This window comes from Corynebacterium sp. USCH3, assembly GCF_037619475.1.
GTDB lineage: Bacteria > Actinomycetota > Actinomycetes > Mycobacteriales > Mycobacteriaceae > Corynebacterium.
The window spans coordinates 254,681-277,682 of the sequence record NZ_JAQPZT010000006.1; the positions used below are offsets into that span (position 1 = coordinate 254,681).

The following is a 23,002-nucleotide window of genomic DNA, read 5'->3' on the forward strand; positions in this document are numbered from 1 at the left end:
ATACTCACCCTGCCCAGTGTAACGGTGGGGTGGTGGGGCCCGGTGCCCCTCCGGGCCTCTACTCGAACTCGTCGAGCGTCATGTTCCACCCGGCGCTGGGGCTCTCCGGTTCGGGTGCTGAGGTGACCGGTGCCGCCGGCGCGGCAGCAGCCGGGGCGGGGCCTGCGGACGTCGCCGCATTGCGGTACCGGGTGGGGTTGCCGCGGTCGTAGTCGCGGTTGTAGCGCGGGAGACCGGTGCCGCCGTAACTCGCGGCGATGGAGTTCGCTGCGGTGAAGAAGGACCGTGCCGGCTCGTTGCCGCCGTACAGGTTGCCGTCGCCGCACTGGCGCAGCGGTGAGGTGCACAGCGGCGACGACTGGGAGCCGTCGTTGAAGGCGTAGGTCGCTCCGGCCAGACCCGGTGTGAAGCCGAGGAAGGCGGCGGAGAGGCTGGTCTCGGTGGTGCCGGTCTTCGCGGAGATCGGGCCGTTCCACCCCGACGCGTCGGCCGCGTCGGAGGCGGTGCCGTTGCGGACGTCGCCGCCCATGCCGTTGGCCAGTGCGTCGGCGACCCCGCGGGACAGCGCCTGCTCGCAGTCCGGGGTGTCCAGGGCGACCTCGTCACCGTTGTGGTCGGTGACCGACAGGACAGGTGAGGGTTCGCACCACCGACCGTGGTCGGCGAGACTGGCGGAGACATTCGCCAGCTCAAGCGGGTTGACCTCCAACGGGCCCAGGACGAAGGACCCGAGGTTGCTGTCCTTGATGAAGTCGGCGACGGAGCTCTCCCCGTCGTAGGACCCGGGCGTGCCGTAGGACCTCAGCCCCAGTTGGACGGCGATGTCGGTCATCCGTTCTGTGCCGAGCTTCTCCGCCATCGCCACGAACGGGGTGTTCGGGCTGGTGGCCAGTGCTTCACGCAGACTCATCCGGTTCTTGAAGTCACCGGCGTTCTCCACGCAGTACCGGTTGGCGGGACAGCCGGCGGCACCGCCGCTGCCCATGCCCGCGACCTCGATACGGGAGGGGACGTCCAGGGTGGTGTCCAGGCCCATGCCGTTCTCCATGGCGGCGGCCGCGGCGAAGATCTTGAAGATACTGCCCGCGCCGTTACCCTCGGGTGTGTGGGTGACCGGCAGGACGGTCTCGCTGACGTCCGCGTCGAGTCCGTAGGTGCGGGACGAGGCCATGGCGATGACCTCGTGGGCGTCGTCGGTGGGGGCGATGAAGTTCGAGGCCATCGACACCCCCGGGGCGGCGGCGTCGGCCTGGGAGCGCACGGCGTTCACTGCGGCGTCCTGCGCGTCGGGATCCAGGGTGGTGCGCACCGTGTACCCGCCGCGGGCGAGTTCGTCGGTGTCGAGGTCGTGGTCGTCGAGGTAGGACAGGACGTAGTCGCAGAAGAATCCGGCGTTGTCTGCGCCGATGCAGCCGTTGGCCTGTCCGACGGGGTTGTCGTTGACACCGAGGGGCTCGGCGAGGAAACGGTCACGCTCCTCCGGCCCGATCGCTCCGGTGTCGGCCATGGCGTTGAGTACGGCATCGCGCCGGGCCTGCGAACTCTCCGGATTCACCCACGGGTCGTGGGCGCTGGTGGACTGCACCATGCCGGCCAGCAGCGCGGCCTGAGGGACGGTGAGCTCGGCGGCGCTGGTGGAGAAGTAGGTCCGCGCGGCGGCCTCGATGCCGTAGGCGCCGTTACCGAAGGAGATGAGGTTGAGGTACCGGGTAAGGATCTCGTCCTTGGAGTAGCGCTTCTCCAGGTCGGTGGCCATCTTCATCTCCCGCAGCTTGCGGGTGGCGGAGGTCTCGGTCGCGGCGGCCCGTTCTTCGTCGTTCGCGGCGTCGATGAGCAGCAGGTAGTTCTTGATGTACTGCTGGTCGATGGTGGAGGCGCCCTGCTCCACTCCGCCGCTGGAGAAGTTGGCGGCGAGCGCACGCAGGGTGCCCCGGACGTCGACGCCGTCGTGCTCGTAGAAGCGGCGGTCCTCGATCGCGACGATGGCCTGTTTCATGCTGTCGGCGATCTCGTCCTCGGCGACGGGGTAGCGGCGCTGGTCGTAGAGGGTGGCGAGCATGTTGCCGTCGCGGTCGGTGATGGTGCTGACCTCGGGGAGGGACTCGTTGTCGTCGATGTCGGCGAGGTCGCTGTCCACGGTGTCGGAGCCGGCGTTGACCGCCAGGCCGGCACCACCGACCAGGGGTACGGCGGCGAAGGCGGTCAGCACGCCGGTCAAGACGATGGCGAGGGTGAGTGTGGCCGCGCTCCTGAGGTAAGTCACACGAAAAGGGTATCGGATGGGGTCGGCGCCGGGGAGCCTGTCCCGGGATCCGGGTGCGGGGAGGCTGCAGCGGCCGGACGGCGGCCGGGCAGGGGGAGCGTGCGGGGGTGGTGCTGGGGAGGCTGGGCGGGCGGCGTCCCGGCGGTATGGTCACGGCGTCCCGACAGGCCGACGGTGACGGGTCACGGCGCCTGCGGTAACAGTGCGGCGGGGGTTCGTGTGGCGGAAACGCGGATCGGTGACCGAAGTCACAGTACGGTGATCTAAGTGGCGTTAATGTGATGACCAGCACATTTTCTGGGACGCTCGTTCCATTCCGGCCCGCCGCGGCCCCGGGTGTGCTGTAGGGCGGGAAAATCCGCTCCGGCGCGCGGGGCGCCGGTCGGACGTCGGCGGGATGGCGCGGCGGGATGGCGCGGGGAGCCTCACCGTCCCGCGCGGTGATGTGCCACACACTTTCTCGGACCGTGTGCGATTCGACACTTCTAAATCTGTGTGAATACACTTACACGCAGTTTGCTGATGATCACTTCCGGGGCCTCGATCTCCGGAGCCGGGGATCGTCAACTCCCGGCCACCATCCACAGCGGAAGGACATCATGACCGCTTCACTCCGACAGCCCGACACCATCACCGACGCCACCCCCGAGGTGCGCAGCGGCAACCAGGGCGTCCTGCACCGCACGGCCGGTCAGGTCACCACCCGCGAATCCTTCAACAACCGGGGTGAGTGGATCACCCAGGCACACTGCCGCAACATCGACCCCGAGGAGCTGTTCGTCCGCGGGGCGGCCCAGCGTAAGGCTGTGGCGATCTGCCGTCACTGTCCCGTGGTGCTGCAGTGCCGGGCGGACGCCCTGGACAACGAGGTCGAGTTCGGTGTGTGGGGCGGCATGACCGAGCGTCAGCGCCGTGCCCTGCTGCGCAAGCACCCTGAGGTGGAGAGCTGGGCGGACTTCTTCGCCGGTCAGCTCGAAGCCACCCAGTAGCCGTCCCGGCCCCTGCTCCGGCGCCCTCGCGGGGTCGCGGCCCGGGGACGGAGCCTTTGTATACTCGTGGGCATGACTCAATGGGAATACGCCACCGTTCCGCTTCTGACCCACGCGACCAAGCAGATCCTGGACAACTGGGGTGAGGACGGCTGGGAGCTCGTGTCCGTCCTCCCCGGTCCCACCGGTGAACAGCACGTCGCCTACCTGAAGCGGGAGAAGTAAGATGACGGACGGCACCGGCTCCACCGTCACCGACCGCCTCGCCGAGCTGGGCATCACGCTTCCCCCCGTCGCCGCACCGGTCGCCTCCTACGTCCCCGCCGTGCAGACCGGTGACCTCGTCTTCACCTCGGGCCAGCTGCCCTTCACGGACGGGGCACTGCCGGCCACCGGAGCCGTCGGCGAGGACGGTGCAGCGGTCTCCCCGGCGGACGCGACGGCCTACGCCCGTACCGCCACCCTCAACGCACTGGCGGCGATCGACGACCTGGTGGGCGTCGACAACGTCCGCCAGATCGTCAAGGTCGTCGGGTTCGTGGCATCGGCCCCCGGCTTCGGCGGGCAGCCTGGCGTGGTCAACGGGGCCTCCGAGCTGCTCGGTGAGATCTTCGGCGAGGCCGGTGCGCATGCCCGCAGCGCCGTCGGCGTCGCCGAACTGCCCCTGGGCAGCCCGGTCGAGGTCGAGCTGACCGTCCGCGTGTCCTAGTCCCACCCCCGCCGGACCTGTCGATCGGCGTCACCCGCAGTAGGATCGGTGGCATGGAGCATCCCGCGTACAGCCAGTTGCGTCCCGTCACCCCCTCCGTCGGAGTGGTCCTGTGCGACAATCCCAGCTACCAGGCACTCGAAGGCACCAACTCGTGGGTCATCCGTGCCCCCGGGGACACGGCGAGTGTGATCGTCGACCCGGGCCCGCACGATGAGGGACACCTCAACGTTCTCCGGCGCAAAGCCACCCAGGACGGCGCGGAGGTGGCGCTGATCCTCCTGACCCACCACCACCCCGACCACGCCGACGGTGCCGCCCGGCTCCGCCAGCTGGTCGGGGCACCTGTGCGCGCCGTCGACAAGCGCTACTGCATCGCCGGTGACCCCCTCGTCGACGGAGAGGTCATCCGGTACGACGGCCTCACCCCGTCCGTCGAGGTGATGGCGACACCGGGACACACCGACGACTCCGTCTGTTTCGGCGTGCACACCCGTGGCGGGGAGTCCCGGGAGGATCTCGAAGCCATCCTCACCGGCGACACCATCGCCGGTCGGCACACGACGATGATCTCGGAGACCACCGGTGACCTGGGGGACTACCTGGACACACTGCGCCTGCTGGTCCGCCGCGGGTCCGGGGTGCGGATGCTCCCCGGCCACGGACCGGACCGGGAGGACACCGCCCAGTTGGCGGTCAAGTACCTGCAACGCAGGGAGCACCGTCTGCGTCAGGTCGTTGATGCGGTGGCGACACTGGGGGAGGACGCCACCGTCGGGCAGATCGTCGACAAGATCTACACCGACGTCGACCCGGTCCTGCGCGACTCCGCCAAGCAGTCGACCCGGGTCGCGCTGCGTCACCTCGGCAAGCTGTAGACCGGTCAGCCGGCGCGCGCGCCTCCGTCCCGTCCGCGTTCCGGTGTCAGTGCGAGGAGCACCAGCACCAGTCCAATCAGGACGAGACCGACCCACCCCAGCGGTGCGAGGCGTTCGCCGACGACCAGTACCGCCAGCAGCGCCGCCACGGCAGGCTCCAGCAACGTCACCGTGGTCGCCGTGCTCGGGGAGAGCCGGGTGAGTCCGTACCCGAACAACACGTACCCCAGGAACATCGGCACCAGCGAGATGTAGACGGCCACGCCCAGCGTGGTCGCCGAATCGAGGAGTGGGGCGCCAGTGACCAGCAGCACCGGCACGAGCAGTGCCCCACCCACACCGAAGACCGAGCCCATCGCTGCGGCGCGCCCCGTCCCGACGAGCATCAGCCGGAACGCCACCCACGCGTACAGGGCGTAGGACACCCCGGCCAGCAGGCCGAGCGCGATCCCGGCGAGGGTCCGTGCCCCGTCCGCGTCCGAGTCCTCCCCACCGGAGGCGACGCTGATCAGCACCGCCCCGGTGATCCCGAGTCCGGCGGCGCCGGACCACCACGGCCCCAGGGTGGTGCCTGCCGTCATCTTCTCGATCACCCCGGCGGACAAGGGTGCCGACGCCAGGGAGATCACCGTGCCGACCGCCACGCCGGCGAGATGCATCGAGCTGTAGAAGGCCAGGGGGTAGGTGAAGACGGCGAGACCCCCGAGCAGGATCAGACCCCGGTGCCTGCGCAGCAACGTCCGTGTGCGGCGCAGGTCGGGTGCGGCGATCACCGCCTGGAGCAGGCCGCCGACACCGAGGGAGACCGCGCCGATCGCCAGTGGGCCGACGCCGTCGGCGAGACTGGCGGCGGTGCCGGTGGTCCCCCACAGGACGGCAGTGACGGTGACGGCGAGTAGCGCCGGGATGCGCGACGGTGTCACGCGGTCGTGTCCGCGTGGCGGACGATCTGTTCGGCGATGGCGCGGGCACGGTGCAGATGTGCGGTCGTGCCGTCGAGCCCGGACCGGGTCATCGCACCCTCCAACAGGAAGGACAGGTGCGCCGCCGTGGCCTGGGCGATCTCACCGGACGGGCAGGCCGGGCGCACGGCAGTCTGGAGCAGGTCCTCGACCTCCTGCTTGTGCCTGCTGACCTGGGCCCGGGGTGGGGAGTCGGCCGGGAACTCCGCGGCACTGTTGAGCAGGCCGCAGCCGCGGAAGCAGGCGCCGTCCGACTCGGCGTGGTCAGCGTAGGCGTCGAAGACGGCGAGGACCCGGTCGTGCGGCGACGGCCCCGCGGCGTCGAGCCGGGTGCGGTAGAACTCCAGCCACTGGTGGTGGCGCTGCTCGATGACGGCGGCGATGAGTTCGTCCTTGGACGCGAAGTTGTTGTACAGGCTCTTGCGTGCGACGCCCGCGTGCTCGATGACGGCGTCGATGCCCGTGGCGGCGATGCCTCTCTCGTAGAACAGGTCGGTGGCGGCAGCGAGGATGCGGCCGTAGGCGGGTCGACGGCGGGTGGTCGGCGCATTGGGCACGGTGGTCTCCGGTTTCCTCGGTCGTTCTCAGTAGCCAGATCAGTCTACCTACTTTTCCGGAGAGTCGAGACCCAGGGGTACGGCAATGTCATTCAGGTGCCAGAATCGGTCGGCTCAACGGCGCTGTGGCGACAGATCCTGGCACCTGAATCACACGGAGCCGGTAGTCCGTGGACGGCAAAAAGCGTGAGTGTCCGTCCCTTCTCCCGGTGTTACCCGGGGAGAAAACTGGGACAGAAACTCACGCTGAGACGAGAGCCACCGTGAAGCCAGCGTCAGCGGGCGCGCTTGGCCAGCCGCTCGGTGTCGGAGATTAGCACCGACTTGCCCTCCAGCCGGATCCACCCGCGGTGGGCGAACTCGGCCAGGGCCTTGTTGACCGTCTCGCGGGAGGCGCCGACGAGCTGGGCGATCTCCTCCTGCGTCAGGTCGTGGTGGACGCGCAGCGCGCCACCCTCCTGCACACCGAACCGGTTCGCCAACTGGAGCAACGCCTTGGCCACACGGCCGGGAACGTCGGTGAAGATGAGGTCGGCCAACGTGTTGTTCGTGCGGCGCAGACGACGGGCCAGGACGCGCAGCAGCTGCTCGGAGATCTCGGGGTGGTCGGAGATCCAGTCGTGCAGCATCTGCGAGTCCATGGTGGCGGCGGTCATCTCGGTGACGCACACCGCTGCGGAGGTGCGCGGTCCCGGGTCGAAGATGGACAGTTCGCCGAACATGTCGGACGGGCCCATGATCGTCAGCAGGTTCTCGCGCCCGTCCGGGGCGTGCCGCGCCAGCTTCACCTTGCCGCTGATGATGATGTAGAGCCGGTCGCCCGGTTCGCCTTCGTCGAAGATGGTCGTGCCGCGGGGGAACGTCACCGACTCCAACTGCTCGATGAGTGCGTTGACCGCGGTGGTCTCGACACCCTGGAAAATTCCGGCGCGAGACAGGATCTCAGGTACTTCACCCATTTGCTCGTCTGACTCCTGGTCTTGGTACTGTTCGTCTGCTGTGCGGTGGCACGCTGGCGGTGCTGGCCGGGTGTGACTGGTTGGTCACACCGGCGCGTGAAAAAGGGTCACTCCACACAATACAGCGTAGGGGGCATCTTCTGTGGAACGCGGGCTAGACTGTCCCCACCATGGTCGCCACGTCACCTTCACAGCCATCACACTCCGCGGCGCGTCACCGCCTCTCCGGTGAGACCCCGTTGGCCCGGACCCGTCGGACCCGCCGGGTGAACCGGACGCTGGCGCAGGAGTACCCGGACGCGCACTGCGAGCTGGACTACTCCACGCCCCTGGAACTGCTCGTCGCCACGGTGCTGTCGGCCCAGTGCACGGACAAGCGTGTCAACAAGGTCACGCCGGCGCTGTTCCGCGAGTTCCCCGACGCCGCCGCGTACGCCGGTGCCGACCGGGCGCGGCTGGAGGAGGTCATCCGGCCGACGGGGTTCTTCCGGAACAAGGCCGCGAGCCTCATCGGGCTGGGTGCGGCGCTGTGCCAGGACCACGGGGGAGAGGTCCCGGCCACGATGGACGCGCTCGACGCCCTGCCGGGTGTCGGACGCAAGACCGCCAACGTCGTGCTCGGCAACGCCTTCGGGGTGCCCGGTTTCCCGGTGGACACCCACGTCGGACGGGTGCTGCGCCGTCTCGGGCTGACCACGCAGACCGACGCGGTCGCCGTCGAGCGGGAGATCACCGCGATGGTGGAGAAGACGGAGTGGACGATGTTCTCGCATCGGCTGATCTTCCACGGCCGGCGGGTCTGCCACTCCCGGCGGCCGGACTGCGCCGCCTGTGTCCTGGCACCGCAGTGCCCGTCGGCCGAGATCACGGAGCCGGCATGACGGGGACTCCAGAGACGCCGGGGACACCGGACTCACGGCTGCGCACCGTTCTGCTGGTCGTGGTGGTCGTCGTCGGGCTGGCGGTGGCGGCGGTGCCGATGATCATATCGCTGACCGGCGGGCAGGACGCCCCGGCGCCGGCGGCGTCCCCTGCGCCGTCCGGCGCGGCCGGTGCGACCGGCACGGCCGGGCCGGGTGAGCCCGGTGGGCAGACCTCGTCCCCGGACCCGGCCGGCACGTCCTACACCGTGCCCGCGGCACAGCGTCGGGCGTGCCCGCAGGGCGGTGACGGGGACGGTCCGCTCGCTCCGGACGCCGAGCTCGCCGACGTCGTCCTGCCGTGTCTCACCGACGGCGGCGACGAGTCCGGGGTGTCGGTCGCCGAGCTGGCGGCGGGGCGTCCCACCCTGGTCAACGTGTGGGCGTGGTGGTGCGGACCGTGCCGCCAGGAACTCCCGGTTCTCCAGGAGGTCGCCGACAGGCACCCGGAATGGAACATTGTCGGCGTGCACGCCAACGAACGCGGCCAGGCCGGCGTGGACCTGCTCGCCGACCTGGACGTACGCTTCGCCAGCTTCCAGGACTCCACCGGGGCCGTCGCCGCGGCAGCATCCCTGCCTGCGGTCGTGCCGCTGTCGGTGGTCTACGGCACCGACGGTTCGCGCCTGGAGATGCATCCCGGCGAGCTGACCTCCGTGGAGCAGGTCGAGGAGCTCATGGCACGTAGTATGGGGAACTCATGAGCCGACCCACCGCGCGCCCCGCCGACACCAGCGACCGGGAGCACACCCTGCAGGACTGGCTGGACGCCGCCCAGGTGCAGCCAGATCTGCCCGCTGACCTGCCCGGGTGGGTCCGCGACCTTGTGGCGGCCGCGCGGACGGAGTCCGGTGAGGACGCGGCCGCGGGAATCTTCAGCGAACCCGCGCGCACCGTCCCGGAGACGGGGCCGGACGGCACCCCGCCGCGCTACTCCGCCGTCCTCGTGCTGCTCGGTGAGGACGCAGACGGCGGGACGACGGTGCTGCTGACCCACCGCAATCCGAGGATGCGCACCCACTCCGGGCAGATCGCGTTCCCCGGGGGACGTCGGGAACCCCAGGACGCCGGCCCGGTCGACACCGCCGTGCGTGAGGCGGTGGAGGAGACCGCCCTCGACCCCGACTCCGTCGTACCGGTCACCGTGATGGACCCGCTGTACATCGACCGGACGAACCACGCGGTCATCCCCGTCATCGCCTGGTGGCGCACACCGGGTCCGGTGCGCCCGGCGACGCAGGAGTCCGACTGGGTGCGTGCCTACCCGGTGGCACGTCTGGCGGCGCCGGCGTCACGCAGCAGGATCGGTTTCCTCGGCTGGCACGGACCCGCCTTCGACGTCGACGGCTACCTGCTGTGGGGCTTCACCGGCGGCGTGGTGGACGCACTGCTGCGGATCGCCGGGTGGGACGAGACCTGGGAAGACCCCTGGTCCGACGGTGCGCCGGCCGCGGTCGGCGACCTGTTCGCCGCGCTGGAGGCGTCCCGCAACGGCGAGAACCTGGCCGCCGAGGCCCTCGGCGACCGGATGGGCGGGGAGCTCGGCAGCGGGGAGGGGGTCCGGTGAGCGGCTCGGTCATCGTCGACGTCGCCCTGGTCGTCATCGCCGTGTTCGCGCTGCTGTCCGGGTGGCGCCAGGGCGGATTCTCCGCGCTGCTGTCGCTGGCCGGCGTGCTCGGCGGCGGTGTGCTCGGCCTGCGGATCCTGCCGTGGGTGATGGGCTACGTCGACGGCGACACCCAACGGTTCCTCGCCGCACTCGCTGTCGTCGCCGGATCGGTCGTGCTCGGTTACACCCTCGGCTCGATCATCGGCGGGCGGTTGCGGGACCTCATCCGCACCCGGTTCGCGCTCCGCGTCGACTCCGTCGTCGGAGCGCTGGTGCAGGTCGTCACCACCGTGGTCGTGGTGTGGCTGATCGTCGTGCCGGTGGCCGGGAACAACTCGGGCGACCTGGGTAAGTCGGTGCGCGGCTCGTCGATCCTCTCCGGGGTCAGCGACGTCGCCCCGTCGTGGCTGGAGGCGCTGCCGCAGCAGACGGCGTCGTTCTTCAGCGACTCCGGGTTCCCCGTCATCACCGACCCCTTCGACGACGTGCCCTCCGCCGAGGTCGACGCCCCCGACACCGCCCTCTCGGACAACCCGGTCGTCGCCGAGGCGCGCCCGTCGCTGGTCCGGGTGCTCGGGGAGGCCGAGCAGTGCAGCCGGATCCTGCAGGGCTCCGGCTTCGCCGTCGAACCCGACCTGGTCATGACGAACGCCCACGTCGTCGCGGGAACCGGGCGGGTCGCCCTGGAGACCGTCGACGGCGACGCCGAGGGGGAGGTCGTCTACTACAACCCGTCGGAGGACATCGCCCTGATCCGCACGACGGACGGCACGACGCTGCCCACCCTGGACTGGGCCGACGCTCCCGCCGCCCAGAACGACGACGCCATCGTCATGGGCTTCCCGCTGGGCGGGCCCTTCCAGGCCACCCCGGCACGCATCCGCGAGCTGTTCACGGTCTCCGGACCGGACATCTACGCCGACGCGCGCGTGGACCGCGAGGCCTACACGCTGCGCGGCACGGTCGTGCAGGGCAACTCCGGTGGCCCGCTGCTCGACACCGAGGGCCGGGTCCTCGGCCTGGTCTTCGGCGCCGCCGTCGGGGACTCGGACACCGGCTACGCCCTGACCAGGGACGAGGTGCTCTCCCACGTCGGCGACATCGCCTCGTACCGGAGGCCGGTGGACACCCAGAAGTGTGTGGTGAACTGAGCGGCTCGAGGCCTGCAACAGGGGGTGGAGAGCTAGACTCGGGGACGTGACCCGAACACCGGACAGCAGCACGCGACCCTGGTGGAGGAGAGGCTCCACCATGCTGGCGGCCGCCGTCGGTGCCACGGTGCTCACCCCGGTGCTGGTCTCGGACAGGCCCGCCGACTCCTGCCGGGCGGAGGTCCGTGACGTCCGCTACCACGGCAGGAGCAGCCAGGTGTACACCTACGCGTGCGAGCACTCGGCCGCGGAGTCGGCGACACCGCGGGGAGTCCTGGTCCACCTCCACGGCGACGGGGCCGGTGAATTCGACACCACCGCCACGGACCCGACGCTGGGGGAACTGGCGCAGGTCGCCGCGTCGCGCGACATGGTGCTCGTCGCCCCCCGCACACCGGACCGGCACCGGGGACAGACCTGGTGGCGGGCACTCGACCGGAACGTCACCTGGTTGACTGCCCTGGTCACTGATCTGCTTGCGGAGGGACATGCAGGGGGCCGCCCGCTGGATGACGGGGACGTGTGGTGGTCGGGCTATTCGGGTGGCGCGGAGATGCTCAGTTACGGGATCCTGCGCAGTGCCCCGGACCTGGTGAGCGGTGGTGCGGTGATGATGGCGGGCGGCGGTGCACCGGACGAGTTCCCCGTCGGTGCGGCCGGCGCGCTCACCGCCCCGGTGCGGTGGTCGGTGGGGGACCGTGACGACGGCACGCGCAGCAGTGACGGGTTCGACGCCCTCGGTGCCGCCCGGGACGGTTCCGTCTGGTACCGGCGGCACTCCGCCGCCAACGTCGAGCTCGAGGTTCTTCCCGGTGTCGCGCACCTGGACTTCCCCCAGTCGACGACAGTCGACCGGATGCTTGGTGACGCCCGGCAGTGACGCCCGTCAGCGACGCCCGTCAGCGGTGCTGGCCGGCGGCGCGGATGACCGCGGCGACGGCGGGTGGGTCCTCGATGTGCGGGAAGTGGCCGACACCGTAGAGCAGTTCGGTGGATGACCCGTCGGCACCGCGGGCGGCGGACCGACGGGCGATCCGCCGGGAGTAGGCCGGGTCCATCGAACCGTCGACACAGACGGCGGGGGCATCGGTCCGTGCCGGGAAGGTGCGGTTGAAGTCCCCGCCTTCGGGACGGAACCGGCTGCGCAGGGTCCACCGGCGGTACTCGCAGGACAGGTGGGCGACCTTGTCGATCTGCATGGCCTCGCGGCGGAGTTCCTCGTGCTCCTCGCAGCCCTGTGTCCCCCGGAACCCGGGTGCGACCTGGCGGCGGAAGGAGGTGGCCACGGCGGCGGAACCGTTCTTACGCAGTGCACGTTCGGGCAGGCGGGGCAGCTGGGCGTAGAGCGAGGCGCGCACGCGGGGCCACTGCGACACCGGGTGCAGCAGGACTGACCGGGCGAGGACCAGAGGATGGGCGGAGGCCAGCGTGACGATGCCGCGGACACGCCGGGGCTCGTGCGCGGCCATCGTCCAGGCGATCAGGCCGCCCTCGCCGTGGCCGACGACGAGGGCGTCGGTGTGCCCGAGCGCACGGACGGCGCCGGACATGTCGGAGGCGGCGGTGGTGAGGTCGTAGCCGCGGGGGGTCTTGTCGGACCGGCCGTAGCCGCGCAGGTCGACGGCGGCGACACGGACGGGCGGGGTGGCGTCCCGGAATTCCGCCATGAGTTCACGCCAGTCGAAGTGGCCGCCGGCGAAACCGTGGATCAGCAGGACCAGGGGAGCGTCGACCGGCCCCTGGACGAGGGCATGCAACCGGATGCCCCGGGTGTGGATGTACCGGTGTGCCGCGTCGTCAGGGGTGGTCATCAGTGATCGTCGCCCAGGGAGGTGGGAAGGTTTAGGTGAACATCCCGTTGTCGGCGGGGGAGTCCTGCTTCCCGGAGGGGATCACGGACTTCAGCTCGTTGACGGAGTCGATGGTCGCCTGGGGCTTCTTGACACCCTTGATGAACTTCACGCCCACAACGGCGAGCACGGCGACGAGGACGACCATGATGCCGAAGACGATGAGGAACGCCGACCAGCGCGGCAGCCAGTTGTCCAGGAGTTCGGCGAGGAAGAAGAAGAAGAAGAACGAGCTGTAGGCCAGCACGACACCGGCGGCACCGAACAGGCCGACGGCGATGCCGGCCTTCTTCGCGGTGCCGGAGATCTCGGTCTTCGCCAGCTCGACCTCGGACCGGATCAGGGAGGACACCTGTGCGGTGGCGTCCTTGACCAGGTCGGCGATGCTGCCGCCGCGACCGGCGGCCTGCGCGTCCACGTCGGACAGCGGGATGGAGTTGACCTTGGGGTTGAAGCTGTCCTGGTCAGTGAACAGGCCGTTGCTGTTCTTGTCGCTCACTACGCACTCTCCTGGTTGCTGGTCCTACGGTGTCACGTTCTCCACGCTATTGTGCCAGAGGCACGACGGCGGCGAGGGAGAAGCCGTCCCCTTTCGTGCGTCCCGACGTCCTACTGTCCGTCCTCACGCCCCCGCAACCAGACCAGCAGTCCCGCGGCGACGGTGCCCACGAGGGCGACGGCGGCGGACGTGCCGGCGATGGCACCGGTGTGTTCGGGGAGGGTGAACAGGGTCTCGCTACGGCCGAACCGGGCGACCTGCCAGTCGCGGTCGGCGGCTTCGCGACGCAGGACCCGGTCGGGGTTCACGGCGGTGGGGTGGCCGACGGCGTCGAGCAGCGGCAGGTCGGTGGCGGAGTCGGTGTAGGCGTAGCTGGCGGTGAGGTTGTAGCCTTCCGCCCGGGCGAGGCGGTGCAGCCCCTCCACCTTGGCGGGGCCCTTGCAGAAGAAGGGGACGTCGCCGGTGAACAGGCCGTCGTCGTCGACGGCGAGTTCGGTGGCGATGAGGTGGTCGGCGCCGAGTTCATCGGCGATGGGTGTCACCAGGACGCGGGCGGAGGCGGTGATGATCGCGATGCGGTGGCCGAGGGCGTGGTGGCGTTCGATGAGGGTGCGCGCCTCGGAGTAGATGACCGGGACGATGACGTCCTGGAGCGCGCCGTGGGCGACATCGGCGAGGTCGTCCTGGCTGCGGCCGCGGATCATGGCGACGAGGGCGTCGCGGGTGGTGTTGAGGGAGTTGTCGTCGTGCCCGCTGACCATGTAGTTGCCCAGCATCATGAGCATGCGCAGCATGTCGGTGGTGGTGATCAGCCCGCGTTCGGCCAGTGGTTTGCGGTAGGCCATGGAGGCCGAGGTGTCGATGACGGTCTTGTCCAGGTCGAAGACGGCCAGGACGGTGGACGGATCGGTGCCGGGGTCGGTGGTGATGGAGTCGATGATCTCGGCGACGGGGGTGGTGGCGGCGCTGTCGGCTGTGTCGGCCCTGTCGGCCCCGTCGGCGTGCTCCACCTGTTCGGCGCGCTTGGTGCCGGTGTCGTCCGGCTCGCGTGGATCTCCCTGCGGCGTAGTCACATGCCCACCATACGTCCCAGTGGTCACATTTGTTACCCTGCGTCACGCTTTTCTCCGGTCTGTAGATGTTGTCCACAGGGGGTGTGGACAACATTCTTGAAACGCGGTCAAACTTGTCCACAGGTTGACGGTCGGCCTCGGGCGGTGCTTCCCTCCGGACGGGCCATGGTGCCACTATCGTGCGCCATGAGGGGAACACGAGGTCTCAGGGGAGTTGTCGGACGCAGCATCGGCACTGAACACGGTGGGTACGGTGGACGGGGTTCCGGGCCGGCGCCGGTGCTGATGAAGATCACCGATCCGGCCCTGGTGGACGAGGTGGCCATGATCGTCACCGTGACCGGGCGGCGGTTGGTGCGTGAGGACGAAATCGCCGGGGTGCCGGGGCTCGTGGTGGTCACCGATGCGCCTGCCCCGCACGCGCCGGTGGTGGAGGGCGCCTGTGCGGACGCTCGTGCCGTCCGGGTCATCCGGGTCAGCGGTGACCCCGTGGTTGCTTCCTCCGTGCCGGACGAGGGTGCCGAGGAGGTGCTGCAGATCCCGGAGGCGGCGCACCAGTTGGCGGCCGCGATCGGCTGCCACGACCCCTGCGACATCGCCGTGGCCGGCGTGGTCGGGGGCGCGGGCACCAGCGTCTTCGCCGCCGCGCTCGCCGGGGCGGTCGCCGGCGACGGGGACGACGGACCCGGCCAGTCCCTCCTGGTGGATGAGGACCCGTTGTCCCGGCCGGGTCACCTGCGGCTGTTACTCGGTGCCGAGGGCGACGGGCACGTCGGACCGGTGGGACAGACGGGGGCGGACACCGTCGGAGAACCGGAGGTGGCGTGGGTGGACGACGTGGGCGTCGTGGAGACCCGGGGGAGTGTCGGCTCAGGAGACCCGGAGTACGCCGCGACCCCGTCCCGGCCCGTCGTCAGGGACTGCGGACGGCGCGACCTCGCGGGTGTGCCGGAGGATGTCACGCACCGGGTGCTCGTGGTGCCCCAGAGCGTTCCGGCGGTGCTGGCGGCGCGGCACGCCGTGCAGACCGGCAGCGGGATCCACGTGGTGCTACGTGAACTGCCGCGCTCCGGTCTGACCTGGAACCAGACACTGAGCCTGCTCGGCAGAGCGCCTGCGGTCACCTGGGAGGACGACCCGTTCCTCACGGTGGACATCGACCGCGGTGACTTCCGCACCACCGGTGGTGGGGCCGGTACCGCCGGTGCTGCGGCCGCCCGGTTGCTGGAGCTGATCCGGTGATCGGGCGCCGTCGACTGCAGACGGTCACACCGGCGCCTGCCGCCGTGCAGGCACCGGAGGTCGTGCTGCTGGACCGGGTCCGCGACGAACTGGTCGACCGTGCGGTACGGACACCGTCCCCGGGTGATATCGCTGACGCCCTCAGTTCCCTCAGTTCTCCCAGCTCTCCCAGCTCGCTCGGCCACCTCGACGGCGCTGGGGCAGGGGTGGAACAGGTGCGCATCCTCACCCGGGAGTTCTCCGGACTGGGTGACCTGGCCATTCCGCTGGGTGACCCGGACGTCACCGACGTCCTGATCAACGGGCCGGGACCGGTGTGGATCGACCGTGGTCAGGGCGTCGAGTCGACGGACCTGCATATCGGTGACGCCGACACGTGCCGGGGCATCGCGGTGCGACTGGCGGCGGCCTGCGGCGTCCGTCTCGACGACACGCGACCATTCGCCGACGGTATCCTCACCGACCTGCCACCGGGCGTGGCGGCGGCCGGTGTCCGGGTCCATGCGTTGCTCGACCCGCCGGCCGGTGCCGGGGCGTGCGTGAGTCTGCGGGCGTTGTCACGCAGCCACCGCGACCTCCCGGCCCTGCAGGCGGCGGGAATGTTCCCGGAGGAGGGGGCGGCACTGCTGCGAGAGCTCGTCGACGCGCGCCGGTCGTTCCTCGTCAGCGGAGGTACGGGAGCAGGGAAGACGACGCTGCTCGCGGCCCTGCTGGGACACGTGTCCGCGGCCGAACGACTGCTGTTGGTCGAGGACACCCCCGAGCTGCTCCCGGACCATCCGCATGTGGTGCGCCTGCGGACCTGTGAGGCAGGCCCGGACGGTGCCGGCGGTGTCGACATGCGCACGCTGGTCCGGCAGAGCCTGCGGATGCGCCCCGACCGGATCGTCGTCGGGGAGATCCGTGGCGCCGAGATCGCCGAACTGCTGCTGGCCTTCAACACCGGTCATGGCGGCAGTGCGGGCACGCTGCACGCCAACAGTCTCGCCGCCGTCCCGGGCAGACTCATCGCGCTCGGGGCACTGGCGGGGATGCCCGCCGAGACTGTGGCGCGGCAGGTCGTCGACGGCGTCGACACGGTCGTGCACCTGGAGCGGACCGGTGGGCGACGCCGCGTCGTACAGATCGGACGTCTCCGTGGGGACGACGGTTCCCTGCAGGTCGACCCCGTGTGGGGTGCCTCATGGTGACCGTGACCGCGCTACTCAGCGCCGTCGTGGTGGTGGTGTTCACCGCGGTGCGCGTCGCCACTGCCGCGGTGGCTCTGGCGACCGGCAGGAAGCAGACCAGGGAGTACCGCGACTTCACGGACGCCTTCTCCGTCGAACTCCTGGTCGGTGCGAGGTCCGTGGACGCCGCAGAGCAGGCGCTCACCGACGGCCACGGCATCAGCGGCCCGTTGCTCCGCCAGATCCACCGGATCCGGCTCGGCGCACCGGTTGACGGTGGGGGCGGGACGGACGACCCCGCTCAGCATGACGGGGAACTCCGCAGGTTGCTGCGGCTGTGGGCGGTCGCCGAACGCCGCGGACTTGCTCTGGGGCACCTGATGGGACGAGTCGTCGAGGACCTGGATGCCCGGCTGACCCACCTGGGCCACGTGTCCAGCGCCCTGGCCGGTGCCCGGATGACCGAGGTGATCCTGCTGCTCCTGCCGGTCGGAGCGCTGGGGATCGGACAGTCCATGGGCCTGGAACCGGCGGCGTTCCTCATCGGTAATCCCGTGGGGGCACTGGTGCTGCTGTGCGGTACGGGGTTGGCCTGTACGGGGGTGTTGTGGGTGGAGTCGTTGACGGTCACGGTGCTCGGCGGGGTCGGCGGACGCGCCGGGCCCGGTGGACAGGCAGGGGCCTCAGGGGGCATTCGTCTTCCAGGGGTCTCAGCGAAACCGGGACTCGGGGCGCTCGCCGCTGCCCGGGTGCTCGACGTGTTCGCCGTAGCGGTGGAGGCGGGGCTTCCTGTCGTCACCGCCTGGCGGACAGCGGTGCACGGTGCGGTGCAGGGGTCGGTGCAGGGAGCGCGGGATGATGCGGACCCAGCAGTTGCGGCACTGTTGCGTGTCGCCGGACTGCTCGAGCTGGGCGCCGGGGCTGCCGCGTGGGAGCATCTGGCGTCTGACCCGCACTTCGGTCCGGTGGCACGGCGGGCCGGTTCACAGATCAGGAACGGCGGACGCCTGGCGGGCGCGGTCACCGCCCAGGCGGACCGGCTGCGACGGCAGGCGGGGGACAGTGCCCGGGCGGGTGCCGAACGCGTACTCGTGGCCGTGGCCGCTCCGCTGACCCTGTGCTTCCTCCCCGCGTTCGTCCTGGTGGGGCTGGTTCCGCTGATCATCGGTTTCGCCGGAGCATGACAATCACCATCAACCACCATCAATACACCAACGAAAAGGGGACAACAATGCGAGACACAGTCGAGAACATCACGGAAAACGACATGGGGAACGCTGCCGTGGATGCCGTGGATGCCGTCGAGGTGCCGGAGACGAAAGAAACCGAGGGGATCCTCGCGGCCGTCATCGCCGACGACCGCGGGATGAGCACGATCGAATACGCACTGGGATGCGTGGCGGCAGCGGCGCTCGGGGCGCTGCTGTATCTGGTGGTGACCTCGGACGCGGTGGAGGGTGCCTTGACCTCGATCTTCCAGCGCGCGCTGGACACCCAGTAGCCGGGGGGACGTGCCGTGCCGGGCAGATGGGGCGACGAGGACGGGTACGTGACCGTCGAGGCGGCGATCGTGTTCACCGCCCTGACCGCTGTCATCGGCCTCGTTGTCGCCGGGGTGCTGACCGTGGCGGCGTATCTCGGGGCGGTGGGCATGGCCCGTGACGGGGCACGGGCCGCTGCTCTCGGAGACGTGGCCGCCGCCCGCGCGGTGGTGGCGGAGCGTGACCCGCAGGCATCGGTCGCGGTGGACTCCGGTCCGCTGCCGACCGGGCCCTCGGGTGACCAGCAGCTGTTCAGCGTGCGGGTGACCGTCCCCGGGCGGCTGTTCGACGTGTCGGCGACGGCGGTGATCGTCGGTGAACCGCAGACTGTGCGGTGATGAAGCCGGGTCGGCGACCGTCGCGGGCGCGGCGGTCGTCCTGGCGGTCGTTGCCCTGGCTCTGCTCATCGGAACCGGTGCCACCGGACTGGTCCAGGGACAGCGTGCCTCCTCGGCCGCCGACGTGACCGCGTTGTCCGCGGCAACGGTGTTGGACCGCGCGGGACCCGAGGCAGCCTGCGAAGCGGCCGCTTCGGTAGCCGCGGCCAACGGAGCCACGCTCACCTCGTGTGCTCTGGTGCGGGGTGAACAGACAGACCACGGGCCTGCGGGTGCGGAAGGGATGGATGTCACCGTGTCGATAGGTGGGCGCACCGCCTCGGCGGCGGCCGGCCCGGTGCAGTAGGGCCGGCTCAGGCGAACAACGACCGCAGGAAGGGGGTGGAGTCCGCCATGGAGGCGACCATCGCCCCGCTGTGATCCTCGGGGTACCAGTGCACGTCGACCCGCTCATTGGACCCGAGGAACTGGTTGAGCCACATCTGCGAGTTGAGGATCACCCCGATCGGGCTCGGCACGTCCATGTCCAGGAGCCCGTGACCGACGAAGACCGGCTTGTCGTAGCCGTCGGTCGGCGTGGCCATGTAGTCACGCAGCGCCGGTTCCAACCCCGGCACCGAGCTGATCGGCGCCGTGAAGGCCCGGGACAGCCCCACACCGTCGAGGGCGTCGGTCAACGCCTGGGTACAGGCGGTCTCGGCCATGTCGGCGATCTGGCGCCCCTCCTCGGACAGGACGGAGTCCAGGTCGATCTCCGGGTGTGCCTCGCGGAACCCGGCGAGGATGTAGGCGGTGTACACGTTCAACCCGGTCGGCAACACCACCGGTGGGAACGACGGCGACCCGGTGAGCACGAGTTCCTCGATGTAGGCCGGGGCCCCGGTGGCCACCGCCCCGCGGTAGTCGAGTCCGAGTTCGCCGCTGCGCTGTGTCGCGGCATGGGCGACATGCAGCGCGGCCCCACCACCCTGGGACTGCCCGATCACCGCCCAGGACGACGACAGCGAGGTCCCGACCGAGTCGAGAGACCGGGCGGCAGCCACCGAGTCGATCACGTTTGCCGCGCTGACCGACCCGTTGAGGTACGACATCAACCCGGGCGTCCCCATCCCCACGTAGTCCGAGGCGACGACGGCGTAGCCCTGTTCCAGCCAGTGGTTCAGGTACCCGGCGTCGCGGTCGCCGCGGGGCAGCGCGGACGGGGTGCACTCGTCCCCCAGCCCGACGGTGCCGTGCGCCCAGGCCAGTACCGGCCAGCCGCCCTCCGGGGCAGGCCCGTCGGGCAGGAACACCGCGGCGGTCGAGGAGGCGACCGCCCCGTGCTGGTCCACTGTCGAGTACACGAACCGCTGTTGGGGACCTGCGGAACCGAGCCCCAGGTCGGGGTTGAGGGCGACTTCGCCGACGGGCACGCCGACCCGGTCTGGAAGTGTGACCCCGGCGCTGACGTCCAGTCCCGACCAGTCCGGTGCCACCTCGTTCGCGGCCGCCGGACGTGCCGGCTCGCCGGCGTCGACCAGATCACCCGGCACCGATCCGGCGACGGAGTTGGCGGAGCCGACGGGCCCCGGCGCGGCAGCCACCGCACCGGCTGCGGGGACGAGACCACCACCGACCACAGCGAGCGCCGCCGCGGGAACCAGGAGACGTCGGAGTGCAGACAGGACAGGACGGGGCATGGGATTCCTCGGGGGCGCTCAAAACATCATGACAGGAAACTACTGTGCCCCCACCGTAGCCCCACCGGACCTCCGGCGTGCGATGTTTCACTCCCGGACCGCAGCATTCAGCCGCCGGCCGCGGCGGCGGCCTCCGCCAACGCACGCAGCAGCACCGCCGCCCCGTGCTTGAACAGCGGGTCGTTGCCGTTACCGCACTTCGGGGACTGTACGCAGGACGGACACCCGGACTCACAGTCGCAGGCCTCCACGGTGTCCGCCGTCATCGCCATCCACTGGGCGAAACGCTCGAACCCGGCCTCGGCGAACCCGGCACCGCCCTCGTAGCCGTCGTAGACGAAGACCGTGGGGAACCCGGTGTCGGCGTGCAGCACCGTCGAGACCCCTCCGATGTCCCACCGGTCGCAGGTGGCCAGCAGCGGCAGCATGCCGATCGCCGCATGCTCGGCGGCGTGCAGCGTGCCCGGCCACAGCGGTTCCTCGATGCCGAGGTCGAACAGCACCCCCGGATCCACGGTGTAGGCCGCGGCGCGGGTGTGCAGTCGTTGCGGAGGGTAGTCCAGCGGCACCGTGGTGAGCACCTCGCCGTCGAGGGTACGCCGCTGGTAGCCGGTGACCTGGTGGGAGACCTCGACGTCGACATCGGCGGTCCACACGCCGGACGGCGCGGACTCCGTGCCGCCGATCTCGCGGGTGCGGCGCACCCCCTCGACCCGGATGGACACGGTCTCCTCCGGCCGCGTCGTCCACTCCGGGGTCTCCGGGTGCACCAGGGAGACCGAGTCCGGCAGGGACAGCTCGTCGACGAGGTAGCTTTCGCCCTGGTGGACGTAGACCGCGCCGTCGTGGACCTCGCTGACCGCCCGGGCGGCGTCGACGGTCCCGAGGACCTGGCCGGAGTGCTGGTCGACGATGACGACCTCGTCCCCGGCCCCACCGCGGATACTGACCCGGCCGTGCACCTCGCCGGAGATCTCGAGGTCGCAGAACACACCCCGGGGACGCCGGCGCAGTGACCCGTCGGCGACGAGGGAGTCGACGACACGCCGGGCCGTCGGACCGAAGCTCCCGACCTCACCGTCGGTCAGCGGTGCCTCGGCGGCGGCGCACAGCAGATGGCCGGCGAGGATGTAGGGGTTCGACGGGTCGAAGACGCTGGCCTCCACCGGGGTGTCCAGCAGTGCCTCGGGGTGGTGGACGAGATAGGTGTCCAGCGGATTGTCCCCGGCGACCATGACCACCAGACACCCCTGGCCACGACGTCCGGCGCGTCCCGCCTGCTGCCGGAAACTGGCGACGGTGCCGGGGAACCCGCAGGAGACCACCGCGTCAAGCCCGCCGACGTCGATGCCGAGCTCCAGGGCGCTGGTCGCGGCGAGGCCGAGCAGCTCACCGTTGTCGAGCCGGCGTTCCAGGTCGCGCCGGGCCTCCGGGGTGTAGCCGGCGCGGTAGGACGCGATGCGTGCGGCGTCGCCGGGGCGTCCTGCCGACGCGAGGTCGTCCGCGCAGGACAGTGCCGTGATTTCGGCGCCGCGGCGGGAGCGCACGAAAGTCAGTGTCCGGGCGCCTTCGGCGATGAGCCGGGCCATGATGCCCGCGGACTCGGTCGTGGCCGCCCGACGGACGGGCGCGCCGTGCTCGCCGACGGTGTCCTCGCGGAACCCCGGCTCCCACAGGGCGATGGTGCGCTCACCGCGGGGCGAACCGTCCCCGGTGACGGCGACGGTGGGACGGCCGGTCAGCCGTTCGGCGTGGCGCCCCGGCTCCGCGGTCGTCGCGCTGGCGAGGATGATCGTCGGCTCCGCACCCGCCCGGGCGGCCAGGCGCAGCAGACGGCGCAGCACCAGGGAGACGTGCGCGCCGAACACCCCGCGGTACACGTGGCACTCGTCGACGACGATGAACTGCAGTGACCGCAGCAGCCGCGACCACCGCTGCGACTGGCCGAGGATCGAGGCGTGCACCATGTCGGGGTTGCTGACCAGGATGCGGGCGTCGTCGCGGATGGTGCGACGGGCCTCGGTGGGGGTGTCACCGTCGTAGGACGCGACCATCACCCCGCGCAGCTGCGGGACCTGCGAACACAGTCGGGCCAGCGTGGTCCGCTGATCCTGGGCGAGCGCCTTGGTGGGGGAGAGGTAGAGGCAGGACGCCGCGGGTTCGGCGGCGAGGCGGGAGAGCACGGGCAGCTGGTACCCCAGGGACTTCCCGGACGCCGTGCCGGTGGCGACGACGACGTCGCGGCCGTCCCAGGCGTGCTGCGCGGTGGCGACCTGGTGCGACCAGGGGGCGGGGATGCCGTTGTCCACGAGGTGGTCACGGAGGTCCGTCAGCACCCAGTCCGGCCAGGACGCCGGGGACGACGGGCGGGCGGCCTCGGTACGGACGTGGGTCAGCGGGTCTGTTCCGGAGCCTGCACCGGGGCCCGACGACGGGTGCAGAGACTCGAGGAGTTCGCCGCCGAAGGATTCGCTCATGGTGAACAGTCTAAGGTCGTCTGCGCGGTGTCCCTGTGGCGCGCGGCGAGGGTTCGCTGTCTGTGCAGGTCAGCGATGATTCAGGGGACGATGCGACGGTCGAGGTATAACCGGAAGCTGTGAGCGCGCTGCGAATC

The 23,002-nt window shown here is 70.6% G+C and carries 24 protein-coding genes; 15 read left to right on the top strand and 9 right to left on the bottom strand.

Annotated elements, in window-relative coordinates:
* Positions 1 to 58: 58 nt before the first annotated feature.
* Positions 59 to 2,263 carry a transglycosylase domain-containing protein gene (locus tag PQI66_RS13995; RefSeq protein WP_339999131.1) on the bottom strand — a complete coding sequence of 735 codons (2,205 nt, stop codon included), beginning with the start codon at positions 2,261 to 2,263 and terminating at the stop codon, positions 59 to 61.
* Between the two features lie 599 nt (positions 2,264 to 2,862).
* Between PQI66_RS13995 and PQI66_RS14000 the strand changes: the two genes are divergently transcribed.
* The 4 genes from PQI66_RS14000 (at position 2,863) to PQI66_RS14015 (ending at position 4,839) form a co-directional block, all read left to right on the top strand.
* Entirely contained in the window at positions 2,863 to 3,252 is a 390-nt protein-coding gene (locus PQI66_RS14000) for a WhiB family transcriptional regulator (RefSeq protein ID WP_339999132.1), read from the top strand.
* A gap of 72 nt (positions 3,253 to 3,324) precedes the next feature.
* Positions 3,325 to 3,477, top strand: coding sequence for a DUF4177 domain-containing protein (locus tag PQI66_RS14005; protein WP_075814027.1), 153 nt, complete (start codon positions 3,325 to 3,327; stop codon positions 3,475 to 3,477).
* 1 nt (position 3,478) lies between these two features.
* On the top strand, positions 3,479 to 3,961 hold the full coding sequence (locus PQI66_RS14010) for a RidA family protein (protein ID WP_339999133.1): 483 nt from the start codon (positions 3,479 to 3,481) through the stop codon (positions 3,959 to 3,961).
* Positions 3,962 to 4,014: 53 nt separating this feature from the next.
* Positions 4,015 to 4,839 (top strand): MBL fold metallo-hydrolase, encoded by an 825-nt coding sequence (locus PQI66_RS14015; protein WP_339999134.1) that lies wholly within the window; start codon positions 4,015 to 4,017, stop codon positions 4,837 to 4,839.
* 5 nt (positions 4,840 to 4,844) lie between these two features.
* On the opposite strand, the gene PQI66_RS14020 is transcribed toward PQI66_RS14015, so the two are convergent.
* The 3 genes from PQI66_RS14020 to glxR form a co-directional block, all read right to left on the bottom strand.
* Positions 4,845 to 5,762: a DMT family transporter gene (locus PQI66_RS14020; protein ID WP_339999135.1), complete on the bottom strand. Its 918-nt coding sequence runs from the start codon at positions 5,760 to 5,762 to the stop codon at positions 4,845 to 4,847.
* Positions 5,759 to 6,358, bottom strand: coding sequence for a TetR/AcrR family transcriptional regulator (locus tag PQI66_RS14025; RefSeq protein WP_339999136.1), 600 nt, complete (start codon positions 6,356 to 6,358; stop codon positions 5,759 to 5,761). The genes PQI66_RS14020 and PQI66_RS14025 overlap by 4 nt, the downstream gene beginning before the upstream one ends.
* A gap of 275 nt (positions 6,359 to 6,633) precedes the next feature.
* A complete protein-coding gene (gene glxR, locus PQI66_RS14030; protein ID WP_339999137.1) occupies positions 6,634 to 7,317 on the bottom strand; it encodes a CRP-like cAMP-activated global transcriptional regulator GlxR in 684 nt (227 codons plus the stop codon).
* A 170-nt stretch (positions 7,318 to 7,487) separates the two neighbouring features.
* Between glxR and nth the strand changes: the two genes are divergently transcribed.
* The 5 genes from nth to PQI66_RS14055 are packed head-to-tail and all read left to right on the top strand — an operon-like array spanning position 7,488 to position 11,877.
* Positions 7,488 to 8,198, top strand: a complete 711-nt coding sequence (nth, locus tag PQI66_RS14035; RefSeq protein WP_339999138.1) for an endonuclease III — start codon at positions 7,488 to 7,490, stop codon at positions 8,196 to 8,198.
* Positions 8,195 to 8,941, top strand: a complete 747-nt coding sequence (locus PQI66_RS14040; RefSeq protein WP_339999139.1) for a TlpA family protein disulfide reductase — start codon at positions 8,195 to 8,197, stop codon at positions 8,939 to 8,941. The genes nth and PQI66_RS14040 overlap by 4 nt, the downstream gene beginning before the upstream one ends.
* Positions 8,938 to 9,804: an NUDIX hydrolase gene (locus PQI66_RS14045; RefSeq protein WP_339999140.1), complete on the top strand. Its 867-nt coding sequence runs from the start codon at positions 8,938 to 8,940 to the stop codon at positions 9,802 to 9,804. The genes PQI66_RS14040 and PQI66_RS14045 overlap by 4 nt, the downstream gene beginning before the upstream one ends.
* Positions 9,801 to 10,997, top strand: a complete 1,197-nt coding sequence (locus PQI66_RS14050; protein WP_339999141.1) for a MarP family serine protease — start codon at positions 9,801 to 9,803, stop codon at positions 10,995 to 10,997. Before PQI66_RS14045 ends, PQI66_RS14050 begins: the two co-directional genes overlap by 4 nt.
* 46 nt (positions 10,998 to 11,043) lie before the next feature.
* The gene (locus tag PQI66_RS14055; protein WP_339999142.1) at positions 11,044 to 11,877 is read left to right on the top strand and encodes a hypothetical protein; all 834 of its coding nucleotides are present in this window, start codon (positions 11,044 to 11,046) and stop codon (positions 11,875 to 11,877) included.
* A 19-nt stretch (positions 11,878 to 11,896) separates the two neighbouring features.
* Here the strand turns inward: PQI66_RS14055 and PQI66_RS14060 are convergent, their stop codons facing one another.
* From PQI66_RS14060 to PQI66_RS14070, 3 genes are all read right to left on the bottom strand, one after another.
* The gene (locus tag PQI66_RS14060) at positions 11,897 to 12,808 is read right to left on the bottom strand and encodes an alpha/beta fold hydrolase (RefSeq protein ID WP_339999143.1); all 912 of its coding nucleotides are present in this window, start codon (positions 12,806 to 12,808) and stop codon (positions 11,897 to 11,899) included.
* A 31-nt stretch (positions 12,809 to 12,839) separates the two neighbouring features.
* The gene (locus PQI66_RS14065; protein WP_339999144.1) at positions 12,840 to 13,346 is read right to left on the bottom strand and encodes a phage holin family protein; all 507 of its coding nucleotides are present in this window, start codon (positions 13,344 to 13,346) and stop codon (positions 12,840 to 12,842) included.
* A 110-nt stretch (positions 13,347 to 13,456) separates the two neighbouring features.
* Positions 13,457 to 14,419, bottom strand: coding sequence for an HAD family hydrolase (locus tag PQI66_RS14070; protein ID WP_339999145.1), 963 nt, complete (start codon positions 14,417 to 14,419; stop codon positions 13,457 to 13,459).
* A 186-nt stretch (positions 14,420 to 14,605) separates the two neighbouring features.
* On the opposite strand from PQI66_RS14070, the gene PQI66_RS14075 reads away from it, so the two are divergent.
* From PQI66_RS14075 to PQI66_RS14100, 6 genes are read left to right on the top strand one after another with little or no spacing between them, the layout of a single operon-like run.
* Entirely contained in the window at positions 14,606 to 15,661 is a 1,056-nt protein-coding gene (locus tag PQI66_RS14075; protein WP_339999146.1) for a hypothetical protein, read from the top strand.
* Complete coding sequence (locus tag PQI66_RS14080) at positions 15,658 to 16,851, top strand: TadA family conjugal transfer-associated ATPase (RefSeq protein WP_339999147.1); 1,194 nt, start codon at positions 15,658 to 15,660, stop codon at positions 16,849 to 16,851. Before PQI66_RS14075 ends, PQI66_RS14080 begins: the two co-directional genes overlap by 4 nt.
* On the top strand, positions 16,845 to 18,014 hold the full coding sequence (locus tag PQI66_RS14085) for a hypothetical protein (RefSeq protein WP_339999148.1): 1,170 nt from the start codon (positions 16,845 to 16,847) through the stop codon (positions 18,012 to 18,014). The genes PQI66_RS14080 and PQI66_RS14085 overlap by 7 nt, the downstream gene beginning before the upstream one ends.
* A gap of 47 nt (positions 18,015 to 18,061) precedes the next feature.
* Positions 18,062 to 18,331 carry a DUF4244 domain-containing protein gene (locus PQI66_RS14090; RefSeq protein WP_445228039.1) on the top strand — a complete coding sequence of 90 codons (270 nt, stop codon included), beginning with the start codon at positions 18,062 to 18,064 and terminating at the stop codon, positions 18,329 to 18,331.
* A 15-nt stretch (positions 18,332 to 18,346) separates the two neighbouring features.
* On the top strand, positions 18,347 to 18,709 hold the full coding sequence (locus PQI66_RS14095; RefSeq protein ID WP_339999149.1) for a TadE family type IV pilus minor pilin: 363 nt from the start codon (positions 18,347 to 18,349) through the stop codon (positions 18,707 to 18,709).
* Complete coding sequence (locus tag PQI66_RS14100; RefSeq protein WP_339999150.1) at positions 18,687 to 19,055, top strand: Rv3654c family TadE-like protein; 369 nt, start codon at positions 18,687 to 18,689, stop codon at positions 19,053 to 19,055. The genes PQI66_RS14095 and PQI66_RS14100 overlap by 23 nt, the downstream gene beginning before the upstream one ends.
* A gap of 7 nt (positions 19,056 to 19,062) precedes the next feature.
* Here PQI66_RS14100 and PQI66_RS14105 read toward each other — a convergent pair whose 3' ends face one another.
* Positions 19,063 to 20,388 carry a lipase family protein gene (locus tag PQI66_RS14105; RefSeq protein ID WP_339999151.1) on the bottom strand — a complete coding sequence of 442 codons (1,326 nt, stop codon included), beginning with the start codon at positions 20,386 to 20,388 and terminating at the stop codon, positions 19,063 to 19,065.
* 107 nt (positions 20,389 to 20,495) lie between these two features.
* On the bottom strand, positions 20,496 to 22,865 hold the full coding sequence (locus PQI66_RS14110; protein WP_339999152.1) for a DEAD/DEAH box helicase: 2,370 nt from the start codon (positions 22,863 to 22,865) through the stop codon (positions 20,496 to 20,498).
* Positions 22,866 to 23,002 lie beyond the last annotated feature (137 nt).

Bases quoted from the DNA above. Each gene is read 5' to 3' on its own strand.
- PQI66_RS14000 (WP_339999132.1), top strand. From the start codon at position 2,863: ATGACCGCTTCACTCCGACAGCCCGACACCATCACCGACGCCACCCCC.
- PQI66_RS14005 (WP_075814027.1), top strand. From the start codon at position 3,325: ATGACTCAATGGGAATACGCCACCGTTCCGCTTCTGACCCACGCGACC.
- PQI66_RS14010 (WP_339999133.1), top strand. From the start codon at position 3,479: ATGACGGACGGCACCGGCTCCACCGTCACCGACCGCCTCGCCGAGCTG.
- PQI66_RS14015 (WP_339999134.1), top strand. From the start codon at position 4,015: ATGGAGCATCCCGCGTACAGCCAGTTGCGTCCCGTCACCCCCTCCGTC.
- glxR (WP_339999137.1), bottom strand. From the start codon at position 7,317: ATGGGTGAAGTACCTGAGATCCTGTCTCGCGCCGGAATTTTCCAGGGT.
- nth (WP_339999138.1), top strand. From the start codon at position 7,488: ATGGTCGCCACGTCACCTTCACAGCCATCACACTCCGCGGCGCGTCAC.
- PQI66_RS14040 (WP_339999139.1), top strand. From the start codon at position 8,195: ATGACGGGGACTCCAGAGACGCCGGGGACACCGGACTCACGGCTGCGC.
- PQI66_RS14045 (WP_339999140.1), top strand. From the start codon at position 8,938: ATGAGCCGACCCACCGCGCGCCCCGCCGACACCAGCGACCGGGAGCAC.
- PQI66_RS14060 (WP_339999143.1), bottom strand. From the start codon at position 12,808: ATGACCACCCCTGACGACGCGGCACACCGGTACATCCACACCCGGGGC.
- PQI66_RS14075 (WP_339999146.1), top strand. From the start codon at position 14,606: ATGAGGGGAACACGAGGTCTCAGGGGAGTTGTCGGACGCAGCATCGGC.
- PQI66_RS14085 (WP_339999148.1), top strand. From the start codon at position 16,845: ATGGTGACCGTGACCGCGCTACTCAGCGCCGTCGTGGTGGTGGTGTTC.
- PQI66_RS14090 (WP_445228039.1), top strand. From the start codon at position 18,062: ATGCGAGACACAGTCGAGAACATCACGGAAAACGACATGGGGAACGCT.
- PQI66_RS14105 (WP_339999151.1), bottom strand. From the start codon at position 20,388: ATGCCCCGTCCTGTCCTGTCTGCACTCCGACGTCTCCTGGTTCCCGCG.
- PQI66_RS14110 (WP_339999152.1), bottom strand. From the start codon at position 22,865: ATGAGCGAATCCTTCGGCGGCGAACTCCTCGAGTCTCTGCACCCGTCG.